The sequence below is a fragment of the Nonomuraea terrae genome, assembly GCF_044465245.1.
Lineage (GTDB): Bacteria > Actinomycetota > Actinomycetes > Streptosporangiales > Streptosporangiaceae > Nonomuraea > Nonomuraea terrae.
In genome coordinates this window covers 128,344-144,861 of record NZ_JBITLL010000002.1, presented here as the reverse complement: position 1 = coordinate 144,861, position 16,518 = coordinate 128,344, and the positions used below count along the sequence as shown (strand labels likewise).

16 protein-coding genes are annotated in these 16,518 nt (G+C 71.1%); 11 read left to right on the top strand and 5 right to left on the bottom strand.

Annotated elements, in window-relative coordinates:
- The first annotated feature begins 2 nt into the window (after positions 1–2).
- Genes ACIBP6_RS06860 through ACIBP6_RS06820 form a run of 9 tightly spaced genes read left to right on the top strand, consistent with a single transcriptional unit; the run spans position 3 to position 9,257 of the window.
- The gene (locus ACIBP6_RS06860) at positions 3–461 is read left to right on the top strand and encodes a VOC family protein (RefSeq protein ID WP_397049568.1); all 459 of its coding nucleotides are present in this window, start codon (positions 3–5) and stop codon (positions 459–461) included.
- Complete coding sequence (locus tag ACIBP6_RS06855) at positions 458–1,540, top strand: SDR family oxidoreductase (protein ID WP_397049566.1); 1,083 nt, start codon at positions 458–460, stop codon at positions 1,538–1,540. The genes ACIBP6_RS06860 and ACIBP6_RS06855 overlap by 4 nt, the downstream gene beginning before the upstream one ends.
- Positions 1,537–2,517 (top strand): zinc-binding dehydrogenase, encoded by a 981-nt coding sequence (locus ACIBP6_RS06850; protein ID WP_397049565.1) that lies wholly within the window; start codon positions 1,537–1,539, stop codon positions 2,515–2,517. Before ACIBP6_RS06855 ends, ACIBP6_RS06850 begins: the two co-directional genes overlap by 4 nt.
- On the top strand, positions 2,514–3,584 hold the full coding sequence (locus tag ACIBP6_RS06845) for a zinc-binding dehydrogenase (protein WP_397049563.1): 1,071 nt from the start codon (positions 2,514–2,516) through the stop codon (positions 3,582–3,584). The genes ACIBP6_RS06850 and ACIBP6_RS06845 overlap by 4 nt, the downstream gene beginning before the upstream one ends.
- Positions 3,581–4,558 (top strand): NAD(P)-dependent oxidoreductase, encoded by a 978-nt coding sequence (locus ACIBP6_RS06840; RefSeq protein ID WP_397049561.1) that lies wholly within the window; start codon positions 3,581–3,583, stop codon positions 4,556–4,558. Before ACIBP6_RS06845 ends, ACIBP6_RS06840 begins: the two co-directional genes overlap by 4 nt.
- A gap of 1 nt (position 4,559) precedes the next feature.
- Complete coding sequence (locus ACIBP6_RS06835) at positions 4,560–5,936, top strand: M24 family metallopeptidase (RefSeq protein WP_397049559.1); 1,377 nt, start codon at positions 4,560–4,562, stop codon at positions 5,934–5,936.
- Positions 5,933–6,997 carry a thiamine pyrophosphate-dependent dehydrogenase E1 component subunit alpha gene (locus ACIBP6_RS06830; protein WP_397049557.1) on the top strand — a complete coding sequence of 355 codons (1,065 nt, stop codon included), beginning with the start codon at positions 5,933–5,935 and terminating at the stop codon, positions 6,995–6,997. The genes ACIBP6_RS06835 and ACIBP6_RS06830 overlap by 4 nt, the downstream gene beginning before the upstream one ends.
- Positions 6,985–7,962: an alpha-ketoacid dehydrogenase subunit beta gene (locus ACIBP6_RS06825; protein WP_397049555.1), complete on the top strand. Its 978-nt coding sequence runs from the start codon at positions 6,985–6,987 to the stop codon at positions 7,960–7,962. The genes ACIBP6_RS06830 and ACIBP6_RS06825 overlap by 13 nt, the downstream gene beginning before the upstream one ends.
- The gene (locus ACIBP6_RS06820; RefSeq protein WP_397049553.1) at positions 7,959–9,257 is read left to right on the top strand and encodes a dihydrolipoamide acetyltransferase family protein; all 1,299 of its coding nucleotides are present in this window, start codon (positions 7,959–7,961) and stop codon (positions 9,255–9,257) included. Before ACIBP6_RS06825 ends, ACIBP6_RS06820 begins: the two co-directional genes overlap by 4 nt.
- Before the next feature lie 236 nt (positions 9,258–9,493).
- Here ACIBP6_RS06820 and ACIBP6_RS06815 read toward each other — a convergent pair whose 3' ends face one another.
- Genes ACIBP6_RS06815 through ACIBP6_RS06800 form a run of 4 tightly spaced genes read right to left on the bottom strand, consistent with a single transcriptional unit; the run spans position 9,494 to position 13,481 of the window.
- A complete protein-coding gene (locus ACIBP6_RS06815) occupies positions 9,494–10,699 on the bottom strand; it encodes a hypothetical protein (protein ID WP_397049551.1) in 1,206 nt (401 codons plus the stop codon).
- Between the two features lie 23 nt (positions 10,700–10,722).
- Positions 10,723–11,544 carry an ABC transporter ATP-binding protein gene (locus ACIBP6_RS06810; protein ID WP_397049549.1) on the bottom strand — a complete coding sequence of 274 codons (822 nt, stop codon included), beginning with the start codon at positions 11,542–11,544 and terminating at the stop codon, positions 10,723–10,725.
- A gap of 2 nt (positions 11,545–11,546) precedes the next feature.
- Positions 11,547–12,566 (bottom strand): ABC transporter substrate-binding protein, encoded by a 1,020-nt coding sequence (locus tag ACIBP6_RS06805; RefSeq protein WP_397049548.1) that lies wholly within the window; start codon positions 12,564–12,566, stop codon positions 11,547–11,549.
- Between the two features lie 39 nt (positions 12,567–12,605).
- Positions 12,606–13,481 (bottom strand): ABC transporter permease, encoded by an 876-nt coding sequence (locus ACIBP6_RS06800; protein ID WP_397049546.1) that lies wholly within the window; start codon positions 13,479–13,481, stop codon positions 12,606–12,608.
- A gap of 186 nt (positions 13,482–13,667) precedes the next feature.
- Here ACIBP6_RS06800 and ACIBP6_RS06795 point away from each other — a divergent pair, with 186 nt between their 5' ends.
- On the top strand, positions 13,668–14,315 hold the full coding sequence (locus ACIBP6_RS06795) for a LacI family DNA-binding transcriptional regulator (protein WP_397049544.1): 648 nt from the start codon (positions 13,668–13,670) through the stop codon (positions 14,313–14,315).
- Between the two features lie 23 nt (positions 14,316–14,338).
- Positions 14,339–15,499 carry a mandelate racemase/muconate lactonizing enzyme family protein gene (locus tag ACIBP6_RS06790; protein WP_397049543.1) on the top strand — a complete coding sequence of 387 codons (1,161 nt, stop codon included), beginning with the start codon at positions 14,339–14,341 and terminating at the stop codon, positions 15,497–15,499.
- 56 nt (positions 15,500–15,555) lie between these two features.
- Here the strand turns inward: ACIBP6_RS06790 and ACIBP6_RS06785 are convergent, their stop codons facing one another.
- The gene (locus ACIBP6_RS06785; protein WP_397049541.1) at positions 15,556–16,464 is read right to left on the bottom strand and encodes a sugar phosphate isomerase/epimerase family protein; all 909 of its coding nucleotides are present in this window, start codon (positions 16,462–16,464) and stop codon (positions 15,556–15,558) included.
- Positions 16,465–16,518: the final 54 nt, after the last annotated feature.

Below are 16,518 nucleotides of genomic sequence, written 5' to 3'. Positions count from 1 at the left end.
GCATGAGCTCATTCGGCGACATGCACCACGTCGGCATCACGGTGCGCGACCTGGAGGCGTCACTGGCCTGGTACGAGCGCGTCTTCGGGGTGAAGCCCGAGTTCGTCGCCCACGGGTCGGGGCCCGGCCTGTCGCAGGCCTTGGGAGTGCCCGGCGCGGACCTCCGGTTCGCGTTCCTCCGCTTCGGCGGCAGCGTGATCGAGCTGCTCTGCTACGACAACGACCGCGAGGAGACGTTCACCCGGTCGAACGCCGACGTCGGCACCGCGCACGTGTGCATCGACGTCCCCGACCTGCAGGCCGCCTACCGGGACCTGCTGGGCAAGGGCGTCGAGTGCCTCGCCCCGCCGCTGCTCATCGAGGACGGGCCGCTCGAAGGCTGCTCGTTCGTCTATCTCAAGGACCCTGACGGCATCACCCTCGAGCTGTTCCAGACCCCGGAAGGGAAGGAGCACCCGTGAGCGGGCGCAGAGCGCTGGTCGTCGGCGCCACGGGGCTCACCGGCCGCAACACCGCCGAGCACCTGGCGCGAGCCGGCTGGGCGGTCACCGGGCTGTCGCGCGGGAACGCCATGGAGAGCGAGGGGGTGCGGCACGCGAACGCCGACATCCTCGACCCGGACTCTGTGCTGCGGGTGGCCCGGGAGGTACGGGCGACGCACCTGTTCTACTGCACCTGGTCGCGCAGGAACACCGAGGCCGAGAACATCGTGGTCAACGGGACGATGTTGCGCAACGTCCTGGACGCCGCGGGCAGTACCGGGACGCTGGAGCACGTCTGCCTGGTCACCGGCCTCAAGCACTACCTCGGCCCGTTCGAGGCCTACGCGCGGAACCCGGCCAGGCCGCCTTTCCGGGAGAGCCAGCCGCGGCTGGACCACGAGAACTTCTACTACACCCAGGAGGACATCCTCTGGGAGGCCGCGGAGCGGTTCGGGTTCGGCTGGTCGGTGCACCGCCCGCACACCGTCATCGGATACACGCTCGGCAACGCCATGAACATGGGCGTCACGCTCGCCGTTTACGGCACGATCGCCCGCGAGACGGGCGTCTCGTTCGTCTTCCCCGGCTCCCCCGAGCAGTACGAGGGCACCACCGACATCACCGACGCCCGGCTCCTCGCCGAGCACCTGGCCTGGGCCGCGACCACGCCCGCGGCACGGAACGAGGCGTTCAACGTCACCAACGGCGACACGTTCCAGTGGCACGAGATGTGGAAAGTGGTGGCCTCCGGCCTCGGCGTCGAGGCCGCCCCCTATCCGGGGCGCCCGACGCCGCTCGACGGCCGGATGGACGACGCCGCCGTGATCTGGCGGCGGATCGCCGAGCGGGAGCGGCTCGTCGAGCCCGACGTCAACCGCCTGGTGTCGTGGTGGCACACCGACAGCGACCTCGGCCGGACGGTCGAGACCTACGCCGACATGGCCAAGAGCCGGCGGGCCGGCTTCACCAGAGTCCAGGACAGCAGCCGCTCGTTCCTCGACCTCTTCGACCGGCTGCGCAAGGAACGAGTCATCCCCTCGGAGGTGAGGCCGTCATGAAGGCCCTTCAGTTTCAGGACGTCGGCAAGCTGACGCTGGCCGACATCGAGATACCGAAGATCGGCGAGGACGAGATCCTGGTCGCACTGCGGTCTGTCGGGATCTGCCACTCGGACTTCGAGCTGCTGGAAGGGCGCTACATCATCCCCTTCGAGTACCCGCTCATCCCCGGCCACGAGTGGTCGGGCGAGGTCGCCGAGGTCGGCCGGAACGTGACCGGGTTCGCCACCGGCGACCGGGTCCTCGGAGAGTGCGTGATCGGCATGGACCACTTCGGATTCTCCATCTCGGGAGCCGCGGCCGAATACTTCGTGGTCCGGCCGGAGTGGCTGCACAAGGTGCCCGACGAGCTCACCGACAGCCAGGCAGCGCTCGTGGAGCCGTTCAGCTGCGCGTACTTCGCTGCCATGCGGGCAGGCAACGTCAACGCGAGCGACACCGTCGTCGTCTTCGGCGCCGGGCCGATCGGCCTGAGCTGCGTCGCGGTCGCCGCCACGCTCGGCGCCCGGGTCATCGCCGCCGAGCCCGACGCCTCCCGCGGCGGCCTGGCCCGGCGGCTCGGCGCGGAGGAGGTGCTCGACCCCACCTCCGCCGGCTTCGCCGAGCAGGTCCTCGACCTGACCGGCGGGCGGGGCGCGAGCGTCGTCATGGAGGCATCCGGCCAGCCGGCCGCGATGGCCGCGACGCTGGAGGTCGCCGGCTTCAACGGCCGCCTGGTCAACATCGGCATCGACGTCGGCCGCAGCGCCACGGCCAAGCTGGGGCTCATCCAGTCGAAGCAGTTGCAGATCCGCGGCACCATCGGCTCGCCCGGCGTGTGGCAGGACACCCTGCGTTTCCTCGCCCGGTCCGGTCTCGACCTGACACCGATGATCACCAGCAGGTTCCCCCTGGAGCGAGCGCCGGAGGCGTATGACGCCGCACGCCGTACCGATCGCAACGTCAAGGTGCACATCGAGAACGGCGCGCGCTCATGAAGGCCGCGGTCCTGCACGCCGCCGGGGACGTCCGCGTCGAAGAACGCCTCGACGCTCCCTCCCCCGGGCCGGGAGAGGTACGCCTGGTGGTCACCCGCGCCGGGCTCTGCGGCACCGACGCCAGCGAGTACGCCGCCGGGCCGATCATGACCCCGCTGAAGAGCCGCCACCCGGGCTCCGGCGCGCTCGGGCCGGTGGTGCTCGGCCACGAGTTCATCGGCGTCGTGGAGAGCACGGGGCCCGGCAGCGACCGGTTCACCGTCGGTGACCGGGTGGCTGCCGGCGCCGGTGTCTGGTGCGGAGGCTGTGACTGGTGCCGGCGTGGTCAGACCAACCTCTGCCGGTCCTACTGGACCTACGGACTGTCCGCCGACGGCGCCCTCACCCGGCAGGTCACGGTGCCCGAGATGATGCTGCACCCCATCGCGCCGCACGTGTCCGACGACAACGCCGCGCTCGCCCAGCCTCTCGCGGTCGGGCTGCACGCCCTCGACCGTAGCCGGGTCCGGGCCGGTGACGTGGTAGTGGTGCACGGCGCCGGCGCCATCGGGTCGTTCATCATCGCCGGTCTGCAGGCCGCCGACGCCGGCGCGGTCGTCGCCGTGGACATCGACGACGGCAGGCTGGAGACTGCCGCGAGGCTCGGCGCCGACGTGACGGTCAACGCGTCCTCAGGCGACCCGCTGCAGGTGGTACGCGATCTCACCGGCTCGGCACTGGCCGACGTCACCATCGAGGCGAGCGGCGTGCCCGACGGCCTCTCCCGGGTGCAGCGGCTGACCCGGCGCGGCGGCACGATCCTCCTCGTCGGCCTTCCCAAGGGGGCGGTCTCCTTCGCGGCGGCCGACCTCATCCTCCGTGAGATCGACGTCATGACCACCGTCGCCCACGTGTGCGACCGGAACCTCCCGGCCGCCCTCGACCTGCTCGCCCGGCACGATCTCGCCTCGCTCCTCGTCGAGCGCGTCGTCCCCCTCGATCGGATCATCGAGGACGCCCTCATCCCGATGGCCGAGGGAACCGCCCGGGGCAAGCTCCTCGTGGACACCCAGGCCGGGCCATCATGAGCGAACGGCGGCGACTCCGGGTCGCCTTCTGCGGCACCGGCAGGATGGGCGCCGAAATGGTCGGCGTCCTCACCCGGCAGGGCTTCCCGGTCACCATCTGGAACAGGACGGCGGAACGCGCCGTCGCAGTCGCCGGGCGCACCAGCGCCGAGGTGGCTCCGACGCCGGCGCTGGCGGGCAAGGACGCCGACGTCGTGATCACCATGCTGACGGACGGCCATGCGGTCCTTCGTACGCTCGCCGGCGACGACGGCGTCCTGGCCGGCGTCCGCGAGGGCACGATCGTCGTGGACTGCTCCACCATCGGCGTGCACGCGGCACGCGAGGCCGCGGAACTGTGCGCCGCCGCGGGCCTGCGCTTCCTCGACTGTCCGGTGAGCGGCAGCACCGCCGTGGCCCGCGAGGGCAGGCTCGGGCTGATGGCCGGCGGCGACCCGGCCGTGATCCACGCGGCGCGACCGGTGCTGGCGGCACTCGGCACCGTGGTGCACGTGGGGCCCACCGGGGCCGGCGCCGCAACCAAGGTCGCGGTGAACGCGCTGCTGCACACGTTCAGCACCGCCTTGTCGGAGTGCCTGGTCACCGCCCGCGCCTCCGGTGTCTCCGCCGACTCCTTCTTCGACGTCCTCGCCTCCGGCGTGCTGTGGAATCGCTTCCTCGACTACAAGAGGCCCGCCTTCACCGACCCGGCCGGCACCGAGGTCGCCTTCGATCTGGGCACCGCCACCAAGGATCTCGGCCTCGCGGTCACCGCCGGCGACGACGCGGGCCTCCAGGAGTCCGTGGTAAGGCGTGCTTTCGAGCTCCATGAGCGCGCGCTCGACGACGGCTTCGGCACCAGGGACATGGCCGCGATGGCGGCCTGGTTCGGGGCCACGGCGGGCCGGGCCGGCCACTCGGGCACGGCCGGTCGCGCCGGCCACTCCGCCGCGGCAGGGAAAGCTGCTCCCGGCCGCGCAACCGAAAGGAATTAACGTGGGAATCGCCACTTACGGAATGAACGCCGTCGACTGGGAACAGCGGCTGGACCTTGACCGGCTGCGTACCGAGCGCCTTGCCCGGCTACGCGCGGAGCTGGACCGCTCATCGCTGGGCGCGGTGCTCGCGTTCGACTTCCCCAACATCCGGTACATGACGGCCACCCATATCGGCACCTGGGCCAACGACAAGCTGATCCGTTTCGCCCTGCTGGTCCGGGGCGCCGAACCGATCATCTGGGATTTCGGCTCGGCGGCCAGGCACCACCAGCTGTACAACCCGTGGCTCGGGCACGCCGCGCTGGAGTCGCCCGACGCCGTCCATGGCCCGCACCACGGCGCGGACGCGCAAGCGGGCGGCGCCCGAGCCGGCATCTCCACCCTGCGGGGCGCCTTCCACCCGCAGGCCGGCATCGCCGAGGACGTAGCGAGCAAGATCAAGATCGAGCTGGACCGGCACGGGCTGCTCGGCGAGCCGCTCGGCGTCGACGTCATCGAGCTGCCGATCCTCGCCGCGCTGCAGCGGGCCGGCATCCAGGTCGTCGACGGCCAGCAGGTCTTCCTCGAGGCGCGCAGGATCAAGACCAAGGACGAGATCGGGCTGCTCACCCAGGCCGCCTCCATGGTCGACGCGGCCTACGACCGGCTCTACGAGTTCCTGCGGCCGGGGGTCCGCGAGAACGAGACCGTGGGACTGGTCAGCAAGGTGCTCTACGACATGGGGTCGGAGTTCGTCGAGGGTGTCAACGCGATCAGCGGGGAGCGGTGCTCGCCGCATCCGCACGTCTACTCCGACCGCTTCATCCGGCCCGGAGACCCCGCGTTCTTCGACATCCTGCACAGCCACATGGGGTACCGGACCTGCTACTACCGGACCTTCGCGGTCGGCAGCGCCTCACCCGCCCAGCGGGACGCCTACAAGATCTGCCGCGAGTACATCGACCAGGCGATCGCCCTGGTGAAGCCCGGTGCCACCACCGCCGACATCGTCTCGGTGTGGCCTACCGCGCAGGAGTTCGGCTTCGCCGGCGAGGAGGCCGCGTTCGGCCTCCAGTACGGCCACGGCGTCGGACTGTCCATCTGGGAGAAGCCGATCTTCAGCCGGCTCGTGTCCCTGGAACATCCCGAGACCCTGGAGGAGGGCATGGTCTTCGCCCTGGAGACGTACTGGCCCGCCAAGGACGGCTGGTCGGCGGCCCGCATCGAGGAGGAGATCGTCGTGACCGCCGACGGGTGCGAGGTGATCACGAAGTTCCCCGCCGAGGATCTGCTCGTCGCCGGCCGGCCGTACTTCACGACCGGCGGGATGCTGCCCACCACGCGAGAGTCGCAGTCGCACCTGAACACGCCGACCGTCCCTGGAGGCCAGGCATGACGCTGCCCCTCGAACGGCACCAGTACGGCGGGCACCCCATCGTGCTGCCGCCGGACAGCCAGACGACCCACGACGCCGCGCCCATCGACCGGGACGTCCGGCTGCTGATGTACCGGCGCCTGCACGAGCTGCGGCAGTTCGAGAAGCGCGCCTATGACATGTTCATGCAGAACCTGGTCAAGGGCACCACCCATCTCTCGCTCGGTATGGAGGCGGTGGCGGTCGGGTTCGGCGCCGCGATGCGCGAGGACGACTACACGTTCGCGACGTACCGGGGCCACGCGCACACCCTGGCGCGCGGGGTGGCGATGGAAGGCGTCCTGGCCGAGTTGCTGGGCCGCGCCAACGGGCTGCTCGGCGGCAAGGGAGGATCCATGCACCTCACCAGCGTCGAGCACGGGGTGATGGGCTCGTACGCGATCATCGGTGCGCACCTCACCATCGCCAACGGCGCGGCGTGGTCCGCACAGTACCGCGGGAGCGGCCAGGTCGCGGTCTGTTTCTTCGGCGACGGCACCACCAACATCGGCGCTTTTCATGAGGCCCTCAACTACGCGGCGGTCTTCGCCCTGCCGGTGGTGTTCGTCTGCGAGAACAACCTGTACATGGAGTACACCGCCATCTCCGACATCACCGCGGTGCCCCGCCCGGCCGCCGACCGGGCGGGTGCCTACGGTCTCGAACCGGTGGTCGTGGACGGCAACGACGCCGACGCCTGCTACCTGGCCGCGCGCGACGCGCTCGAACACGCCCGTTCCGGCCACGGCCCGGTCCTGATCGAGGCGCTGACCTACCGCCACGGCGGCCACTCCCGGGCCGACCCGGGCAAGTACAAGCCTCCGGGCGAGCTGGAGGCCTGGCTGGCCTACGACCCGTTGAAGATCTATCGCGGCCGGCTGGAACGGCTCGGCGTCCCGTCCGCGGAGCTGGACGAGATCGGGAGACAGGTCGGCCGGGCCGTCGACGCGGCGACCGAGGCGGCCAAGAACGGTCCGATGCCGGATCCGGCATCGGCGTACACCGATGTGTGGGCGGATGGAGGAAATTCGTGGCGCAACTGACCTACCGCGAGGCGGTGGCCCGCGGAATCGCGCAGGAGATGAGACGAGACGAGCGCGTGGTCCTCATCGGGGAGGACATCGCCGGGGCGGGAGGCGTGTTCAAGACCACCGTCGGGCTGCTGGAGCAGTTCGGGCCGCGCCGCGTCATCGACACCCCGATCTCCGAGCAGGCCATCCTCGGCGCCGCCATGGGCGCCGCGATGACCGGTCTGCGGCCGATCGCGGAGATCATGTTCTCCGACTTCTTCGCCGTCTGCTGGGACATCGTCGTCAACCAGATGGCGAAGACCCGCTACATGACCAACGGGCAGGTCACGATCCCGCTGGTGGTGAAGAGCGGCAACGGCGGAGGACTCCGCTTCGGCGCCCAGCACTCCCAGTCGATCGAGAACTGGGCCATGGCGGTGCCGGGGCTCAAGGTCGTCACCCCGTCGTGCCCGGAGGACGTCGTGGGGCTGATGGCCGCCGCGGTGCGCAGCGACGACCCGGTGCTGTTCTTCGAGCACAAGGGCCTCTACGCCAGCAAGGGCGACGTCCCCGACGGGACCGTCGAGGACGTGCTGGGCACGGCCAAGATCCGCCGCCGGGGCGACCACGCCACCATCGCCGCACTCGGGCTGATGGTGCCCCGGGCCATGGAGGCAGCCGAGCGGCTCGCCGGCCGAGGCATCAGCTGCGAAGTCATCGACGTGCGTTCGCTCATCCCGCTCGACGCCCGGGCCATCCTGGAATCGGTCGCCCGTACCGGCCGGCTGTTCACCGTCGAGGAGAACCCACGGGCCCTGGGCTGGGGCGCCGAGGTCGCGTCGATCGTCGGGGACGAGGCCTTCTGGGACCTCGACGGACCCATCGTGCGGATCACCACACCGCATGTCCCGCTGCCCTCCGCCGACTCGCTGGAGGACCTCGTCATCCCGTCGGTGGACCGCATCGTGGCCGAGATCGAGAAGGCGATGCAGGCGTGAGCGACATCGACATCACCATGCCGCAGCTCGGCGAGACGGTCGCCGAGGGCACCGTGACGCGCTGGCTGTTCAGTGAGGGTGCGCCGGTCGCCGCGGACGACCCGCTGCTCGAGGTGTCCACCGACAAGGTCGACACGGAAGTGGTCGCCCCGGCGGACGGGGTACTCCGGCGGATCCTGGTGCCCGAGGGCATGACCGTGCCCGTCGGCACCGTCCTCGCGCTCCTCGCAGACATCGCCGCCGCCGAGGACCCCGGGTCACCGCCGGTCACGGCTCTCAGCGGGCCAGGCTCCGCACCGCGTCCCCACGGGGTCGCGACGCCGGCGGCGCGCCCTAATCGGCACCGGGACAGTCCCCGGGTGCGCCGGCTCGCCCGCGAACACGGCGTCAACCTCACGGTGGTACGGCGATCGGGACCTCGCGGACGGGCCACCGTCGCCGACGTGCGCGAAGCCGCCGAGCGGGCGTCCATCCCGGCGCAGTCACATCCTGGCGAGGTCACCAGCCTCCCGAAGCAGTCCGAACCTCTTCCGGGGACTCCACACTCCGGCACACGCGGCCGGGTCGAGCAGCTCTCCCGGCGGCGCAAGGTCATCGCCGAACGCATGCACCGGTCGCTCCAGGAGTCGGCTCAACTGACCACAGTGATCGAGGTTGACCTCAGCCACGTCGCCAAGATCCGCGATGCGGCGAAGCACGGGTTCCGCAGCAGATACGGCGTCTCCCTGTCCGTGTTCCCGTTCGTGGCCGAGGCAGCCGTACATGCCCTCGCCCACCACCCGATGATCAACGCGGAGCTGGACCTCGCCGCCGGAACGGTCACCTACCTTCGCCGGGTGGACCTCGGGATCGCCGTGGACACCGATGACGGACTGGTCGTCCCGGTCATCCGAGGCGCCGAGGACCTCACCGTCGGGGCGCTCGCCCGTCACATCGCTCACCTCGCGGCCCGATCCCGGGACGGTTCGGCGACCGCCGACGACCTCGCGGGCGGCTCCTTCACCATCACCAATACCGGTAGCCGGGGGGCGTTGTTCGACACGCCCATCCTCAACGCCCCCCAGTCGGCGATCCTCGGCCTCGGTTCCGTGACACGACGGCCTGTGGTTCTGCGCGGCGATGACGGCGACGAGCTGATCGCGATCCGCTCGATGGCCTATCTGTCGCTGACCTACGACCATCGACTGGTGGACGGTGCGGACGCCGCCCGCTACCTCGTGTCCGTGAAGGGGCGGCTTGAGAGCCCCGATCACTCGTGGCTCCACAGCCTGGGCATCACAGAGGCCGCGACCTGAACGCATCGACGCCCGAAATTAGCGGCAGAAGGGCGCCATGCCGAGCACGGACCTGACGCCGCCCAGCAGATGCTGGATGAAGTGCCCCTTGTACGGCGCCGGCCCTGTCGTACTGGCCGGCCAGCGCGGCCGCCGTCAGCCCGGCTCCGACGACGAAACGCCGCCTTGATCCATTAAGTCCTCCCTCGGCTCGATACGGCGCCCCGGCTGCTTGTCGATCACGCCCCCGGAACTGATCAAGACTCGATGCCGGTATCCCGCCCCCTCCCGGCCAAGCCCGCCCGCCACACCGAGAACATGTGGGCGGCGGTCGCTGCTGCCGCCGCGCCCACGCCGGCGACCGCCGCCACCGGGCTCGCGGCGACGGTCAGGCCGAGCGCGAGCGCCGAGGCGGGTGCCCAGGTCCACGTGGGCACCTGGCGGGGCGCGCGGCCACGGCGCCGCCGGGCGGCCTCGGCCGCGAACGGCACGATGAGGGCGGGCAGCACCGCGGCCAGCAGCGAGAGCCAGACGACCATCAGCCGGTCCACACGCAGCAACGCCAGCGTCAGACCGGGCAGCGCGATCGCGAGGATCGCGCACCGGTGCGATACCCGGCCGAACCGGCGGACGGCGAGCGCACCTGAGTGCATCGTCGTCAGCGTGGGCGCCACCACGGAAGCCGCCACGAAAAGGTTGGCGGCGGGCAGCCCGCCCGGGCCGGCGAGCACGGCCACGACGTCGGTGGAACCGCTGGCGGCCGCGAGCCCGGCGCCCACCGCGCTCGCGGCGAGCGCCGCACCGACCAGCAGGACCACACACCATGCGAGATCGCGCCGCCGGCCGAGGCCGACGGTGAAGTCCGGTGCCCGTACGGCGAACACCGCCACGTACCCGAGGTAGACGGCCACGTCCGCCGCGAACCGGCCGCCGCCCTCGTATGCGGTCGTGAGCACGGGCTCCGGCGGCGGCAGCCGGACGGCCACGATGGCGATCAGCGCGATCGCGCTGATCGTGGCCGCCACCGCCACCGCGTTCCACCGGCCGGCGCCGACCAGCAGGATGCTCGTGACCGGTACGGCCAGCAGCAGGACACCCAGCGGGTCGGGCAGCCCGAGCAAGGCGGCCACCGCTCCGCCGCCGAGCCCGACGTTGAAGCCGAACCAGCCGATCATCGCCATCGCGAGCAGCGCGGTAACGCCGTGGTCGGCCGTGCGCGGCAGGTAGCGCGGGGTCAGCTGCGACAGCGTCGCGTCCTCGCCGAGCGGCGCGCGCAGCCCCAGCCGTCCCTGCACGGCGAGCAGCAGGGCCATCACCATCCCGCCGGCCGCGAGCACCTGCACCGGCAGGTGCCCGTCGTGCCGCCCGCCGATCTGCGCCCCGAGCACGAGCGCGCCGGGGGCAGCGCCGAGGCCGAGCCAGGCGCCGGCCGAGTCGCGCCATGTCCGCGGTGGTGTGCCCATGGCCGGGGTCGTCCCGGGTCTGGTCACTCGGCGCCTGGCGCGGCGCCGAGCAGGCGGCGGATCCGCGTCGTGGCGCTGGAGAACTCCTCCAGCCCCATGGTCTCGGCGTAGTCCCGTTCGGCCGGCAGCGCGACGTCGATGATCTCGGTGACGGTGCCGGGCCGGGCGCTCATCACGACCACCCGGTTCGCCAGGTAGACGGCCTCGGCGATCGAGTGGGTGACCAGCAGCACGGTCGTGCCGGTCTCGCGCCAGATCCGGTTCAGCTCGATGTTCATCTGCTCGCGGGTCAGCGCGTCGAGCGCTCCGAAGGGCTCGTCCATGAGCAGGACCGGAGGCCGGTGCAGCAGCGCGCGGCACAGCGCCACGCGCTGCTGCATGCCACCCGACAGCTCGTGGGGGTAGGCGTCCTCGAAGCCGCGCAGGCCGGTCATCTCGATGAGCTCGTCCGCGCGCGTGCGCGCCGCCGCGCCCGGCATGTGCCGCATCTCCGCCTGGAGCAGGATGTTGCGCCGGGCGCTGCGCCATTCCAGCAGCGCGGCGCGCTGGAAGACATAGCCGATGTCGCGGCGCGGGCCGGTGACCGCGTCGCCGTGCAGCCGTACGGCGCCGGACGAGGGCTTGAGCAACCCGGCCACGAGCTTGAGCAGGGTCGACTTACCGCAGCCGGAGGGCCCGACGATGGCCACGAACTCGCCCGTCGCGACGCTCAGCGAGATCTGCCGCAGCGCCAGGACGTCCTTCTTCCTGGTACGGAAGCGGACGGCCACGTCGTCGACGTCCACCGCGGCCGTGTCCCCGCCGCCTTCGGCAAGGGCGACGGCCCGCTCGACCTCCTCGGTCATCGTCAGCCCTTCATCGCCGCGCCGGCGTCCCAGTAGTCCGCGGGCGGCTTGGGATCGGGGATCACGCCCGCCTGGGCGAAGACGTCGATGGTCTCCTGCCAGTCGGCCTCGGTGTTGACGCCGGGCGCCTTGCCCTGGGTGGCATCGGTGCGCAGGAGCGTCAGCGTGGTGTTGAACTGGTCGGTGAGCACCTTCGCCGGCGGCAACTGCTCCGAGGCGCCCTGCATGCTGTCGACCGCCTGCTGTGGGCTCCGCTCCGCCGCCGCCCATGCCTCACTGGTCGCCGTCACCATCCGCTTGGCCAGGTCGGGATCGCTCTGCAACATGCGCTCGCCGGCGATGAGACCGTTGGAGTAGAAGTTCAGGCCGAGCTCGGAGAAGCGCAGGTACGACACCGGCTTGCCGGCCTTGTCCTGCATGGTCGGACCCTGGTCGCTGGCATACCCGAGCAGCGCGTCAACCTGGCCGGACATCACCGCGGCGATCTTGCCGGCGGGGTCGGTGTTCTGGACCCGGACGTCGCTCTCCTTCATCCCGTTCTTCTGCAGGAAGGCCGGGAAGGTCTTCGAGAGCGCGTCGCCCGCGGTGCCGGCGATCAGCTTGCCCTTGAGGTCCGCCGGGGTCTTGATGTTCTTCTCCGTGAAGAACTGCACGGACGCCGGTGTGATCTGCAGGAAGACCCCGAGGCTCTTGACGGGGATGCCCTGGCCCACGCCGGCGAGCAGGGCCGGAGTGTCGGCCCAGCCGAAGTCGGTCTGGCCCGCACCGGTGGCCTGCACGGTCTTCTGCGACCCCTGACCCGCCTGGATCTGCAGGTCGATGCCGTGCTTTTCGTAGACGCCCTGTTTCTTCCCGTAGTAGAAGGGCGCGTGTTCTCCGTACGGGTACCAGTTGAGCGTCAGCGTGACGCGGTCGAGCTCCTTGCCCGACGCGCTCGTGGTCTTCTCGGAGCCTCCTCCGCCGCATGCCGCGGTGAGCACGAGCAGGGGAACGAGGCCGGCGGCGAGGGTGCGGAGTTTCATGGTGGGGCGCTCCTCGGTCGGGGTAGGAGGCGGCGGTGGTCAGTAGGTGGTGGTGACGGCGTCGCCCCGGCGGCTGGCATGCCACGGGAGCAGGAGCTTTTCGGCGACCTCCACGAGCAGGAAGAGGACCACGCCGATGAGCGACATGACGATCAGCCCGGCGAACAGCATCGGGGTGTCGAGGTTGCCGTTCGCCTGCAGGATCACGAATCCGAGACCCTCGTTCGCGCCGACGAACTCGCCGACGACGGCTCCGGTGACGGCCAGCGTGACCGCCACCTTCAGGCCGGAGAACAGGTGCGGCAGTGACGCCGGGAAGCGGATCTTCACGAAGGTCTGCAGCGGCCCGGCGCCCATGGTCGCCGAGAGCTGCACCATTTCGGGGTCGACCGACTTCAGGCCGGTGACCATCGAGATGACCACAGGGAAGAAGGCGATCAGCACGGCCACCACGATCTTCGGCGCGATGCCGAAGCCCAGCCAGACGATGAACAGCGGAGCGATCGCGATCTTGGGGACCACCTGAGCGAACAGCAGCACCGGGTAGAGGGTCTTCTCGACGGTGGACGAGTACACCATGATCACCGCGGCGAGGACGCCGACGGCGACGGCGATCGCGAATCCCAGGAGCGTCTCGTAGGTGGTCACCCAGCCGTGGTGCCAGATGTAACCGGCCTTGTCCCGCATCACCTGCAGGGTCGAGCCCGGTGACGGCACGAGATACGGCTCCACCAGGCGAGCCGCCGAGACCGCCCACCACACGGCGAAACAGGCGACGAGCAGCGCGAATGGCCGCCACGACCGCGCGAGCGTGTCGAGGGCGCGGTCGGCGATGCCCGGCCGGGCTCGTTCGGCCACGCCGGCGACCGTGGCCGCGGAGGCCGCCGGCACCGTAGGTGTCCTGCCGTGCTCCACGATGACCTCCTCTGCCGTCGGAAACCGTCCCTTCGCCACCGGGGCGGCTGGAAAGCGGTTTCGGAAAGCGCTTTCTGATAACGTAAAGATCACATCGAATGAGGTCAATAGCCGCACCGTTGTCGCGAAGCGTGCCAGTGCCTTGATCGGGGGTACATCGTGAGCGAGCGCGCAGCACCGGCCCACATGACTCTCGAGGTCGTCGCCCGCTACGCCGGCGTCTCCCCCGCGACGGCCTCGCGCGTGCTCAACGGGACCACCAGGGTCCGCGCCGAGCTGAAGGAGCGGGTGCTGGCCGCCGCAGACCTTCTGGGCCATATCCCGAACGCCCACGCGCAGGCGCTCACCCACGTCCTGCTCGACCTCGGGCACTGCGACTTCGCCGTGCTGGCCGGGCCGCGGGCGCTCACCACCGTGTCGGACCGGCTCGGCGCTTCCGCGACGCCCTGGAGCGGGCGGGCGTCGACCTCGCCCCCGACCAGATCGTCGAGGGGGCCTTCACCCGGGACGGCGGGTATGACGCGTGCTCCGGCCTGCTCCAGCGGGGGCTCCGGGCGACCGGTGTCTTGCGCCGTCACCGACGTGATGGCGATCGGCGCCCCCGCGGCCCTGCGCGACCACGGGCTGCGCGTCCCCGAGGACGTGTCGCTCGCCGGCTTCGACGACATCCCCATCGTGCGCGACCTCAGCCCCCGCTCACGACCGTGGCGCCGCCCTCGCCGAGATGGGCGAGGCGGTCATGGCCCTCGCGCTGCGGAACCGCCGCACCGGCGCTCGCGCGTCACGCGTTTCGGCGGCGAGGTGGTGCTGCGCGCCAGCACCACCCCACTCTGATTCCCGAGAGTTTGGAGCACCGTATGATCCGGCTGACCGAGCTGACCATCGACCGGGTCGAGACCTTCGCCGTCGCGCTGCCCACCCGCCGTTCGTTCGGTGTCTCAGGCGGCGCGGTCACGGTGGCGGGCCGGCCCAGCGTCCGCGTGCTGGTGAAGGTCAGCGCCGACGGCGTGCACGGTTGGGGCGAGGCGACGCCGATCCCCGCGTGGACGTACGAGACGGCCGAGTCGATCGTCACCACCATCGACCGTTATCTCGCCCCCGCGGTGCTGGGCATGCCCGTGTGGGATCTCGACGGCGTCGACGCCGCCTTCGACCGTGCGATCAACCGGGGCTTCACGATCGGCGCGCCCCTGGCGAAGAGCGCGGTCGACACGGCGCTGCACGACCTGCTGGGCCGGGCCGCGGGCGTGCCGCTCGGCGTGCTGTGGGGCCGGCGCCGCACCGAGACGGTCGAACTGGGCTGGATCGTCTCCGGCCAGTCGCCGGCCGAGGTGGGCGAGTGCGTCGCCGAGGGCCGCGATCAGGGCTACCGTGCGTTCAAGGTGAAGATCGGGCTGCACGACGAGGACACCGACGTCGCCGTCGCCGCCGCGGTACGCGAGCACGCGCCCGGCGCGCCGCTCTGGGTCGACGCCAACCAGGGCTATACGGCGCCGGCCGCGCTGCGGATGGCCCGCCGGCTGGAGCCGCTCGGCGTCACCGCGCTGGAGCAGCCGCTGCCCGCCAACGACGTGGCAGGGCTGCGACGGCTGCGCGACTCCTCCCCCGTTCCCGTGGCGCTCGACGAGAGCCTGCGCCACCCGAGTGACCTGGCCACGTTCGTCCGCCTCGAGGCCGTGGACATCGCGATCGCCAAGGTGCAGCGGAGCGGCGGCCTGACCCTGTCGCGGCGACTGTGCGCGCTCGCCGAGGACAGCGGGGTGCAGCTCATGGGCTCCGGCCTCACCGACTCGGACCTGGGGCTGGCCGCGTCGCTCCACCTGTTCGCCGCCTTCGGGATCGACACGCCGGTCGACCTCAACGGCCGGCAGTTCATCGAGTCCCCGTACGCCGGCCCCACCGTCCGGATCGAGGACGGCATCGCCCACGTGCCCGACGGCCCGGGGCTCGGCGTCGAGGTCGACGAGACGGTCGTGCGCGAACTCGCCGTCGACGTCCTGGAGGCCCGCCCCCAGTGATCGGCTCGTGACCGGCTCGTGGCGTGCCAGGCTTCCGGCACGCCACGACCCGGGCGTCAGTACCGCAGGGCGGCCAGATGGGCGTAGCTGTTGCGGGCGGTCAGGAACGGGTCGGCCGGTGCGTCGTGCTCGACCAGCCACTGCTTGACGCCGCCCCTGCGCGCGTATCGGAACATCCCCGCGAAGTCGAGGACGCCGGAACCCACGTCGGCGAAGTCGCCGTTGGGCGCCATGTCCTTGACATGCAGGGCGGGGAAGCGGCGCGGGTGCTCCCGGAAGTAGCTCGCCGGATCACCACCGCCCTTGGCCGCCCAGTAGAGGTCGAACTCGAAGCCGACGAGCGCCGGATCGGTCTGGCTCACCAGGATGTCGTAGAGCAACTCTCCCTCCACGACCCTGTGGTCGGGTTCGTGGTTGTGGAAGAGCAGCTTGAGCCCGGCGCTGCGGGCGGTCAGCCCTGCCTCGTTGAAGCGCCGTGCGGCCTCCCGGTATCCGGCCGGGTTGTGCATCGATGACGGCAGGCTCGGGATGACGATCCACTTGCCCCCGAGCGTGCGTACGTCGTCGATGGCCTGCTCCCAGCGCCCGCTCGTGATGGCGTCGTAGCCGACGTGCTCGAGCACCGCCTTGAGGCCGGTCCTGTCGAGCATGCCACGGATCTGGGCGGCGTCGTATCCGTGGCGTCCGCTGACCCCGACGGTGGCGTAACCGATGGCGGCCAGTTGCTCGAGCGTGCCCTCGAAATCCTGCGCGAGCGGTCCTCGCATGGTGTACAGGTGCATGCCGATACCGCTCGGCGGGATACGCCGCTTGCCGTGTTCCGCACCGGCGAGGTCGTCGGCACGAGCCGGCGCCGCCGCGCCACCGACCACGGCGACCGCCGCCGTGGCGCCCAGCGCGCCGCCGAGCAACGAACGCCGGCTGATGCCGCTCCCGGTCCGGCCGATTCGAGTCGGGTCGTTCATGGCTTCAACTCCTGTGTTGGCGTGTGAGAAGTCGTGAGCGGGTGAGAGCGGGGT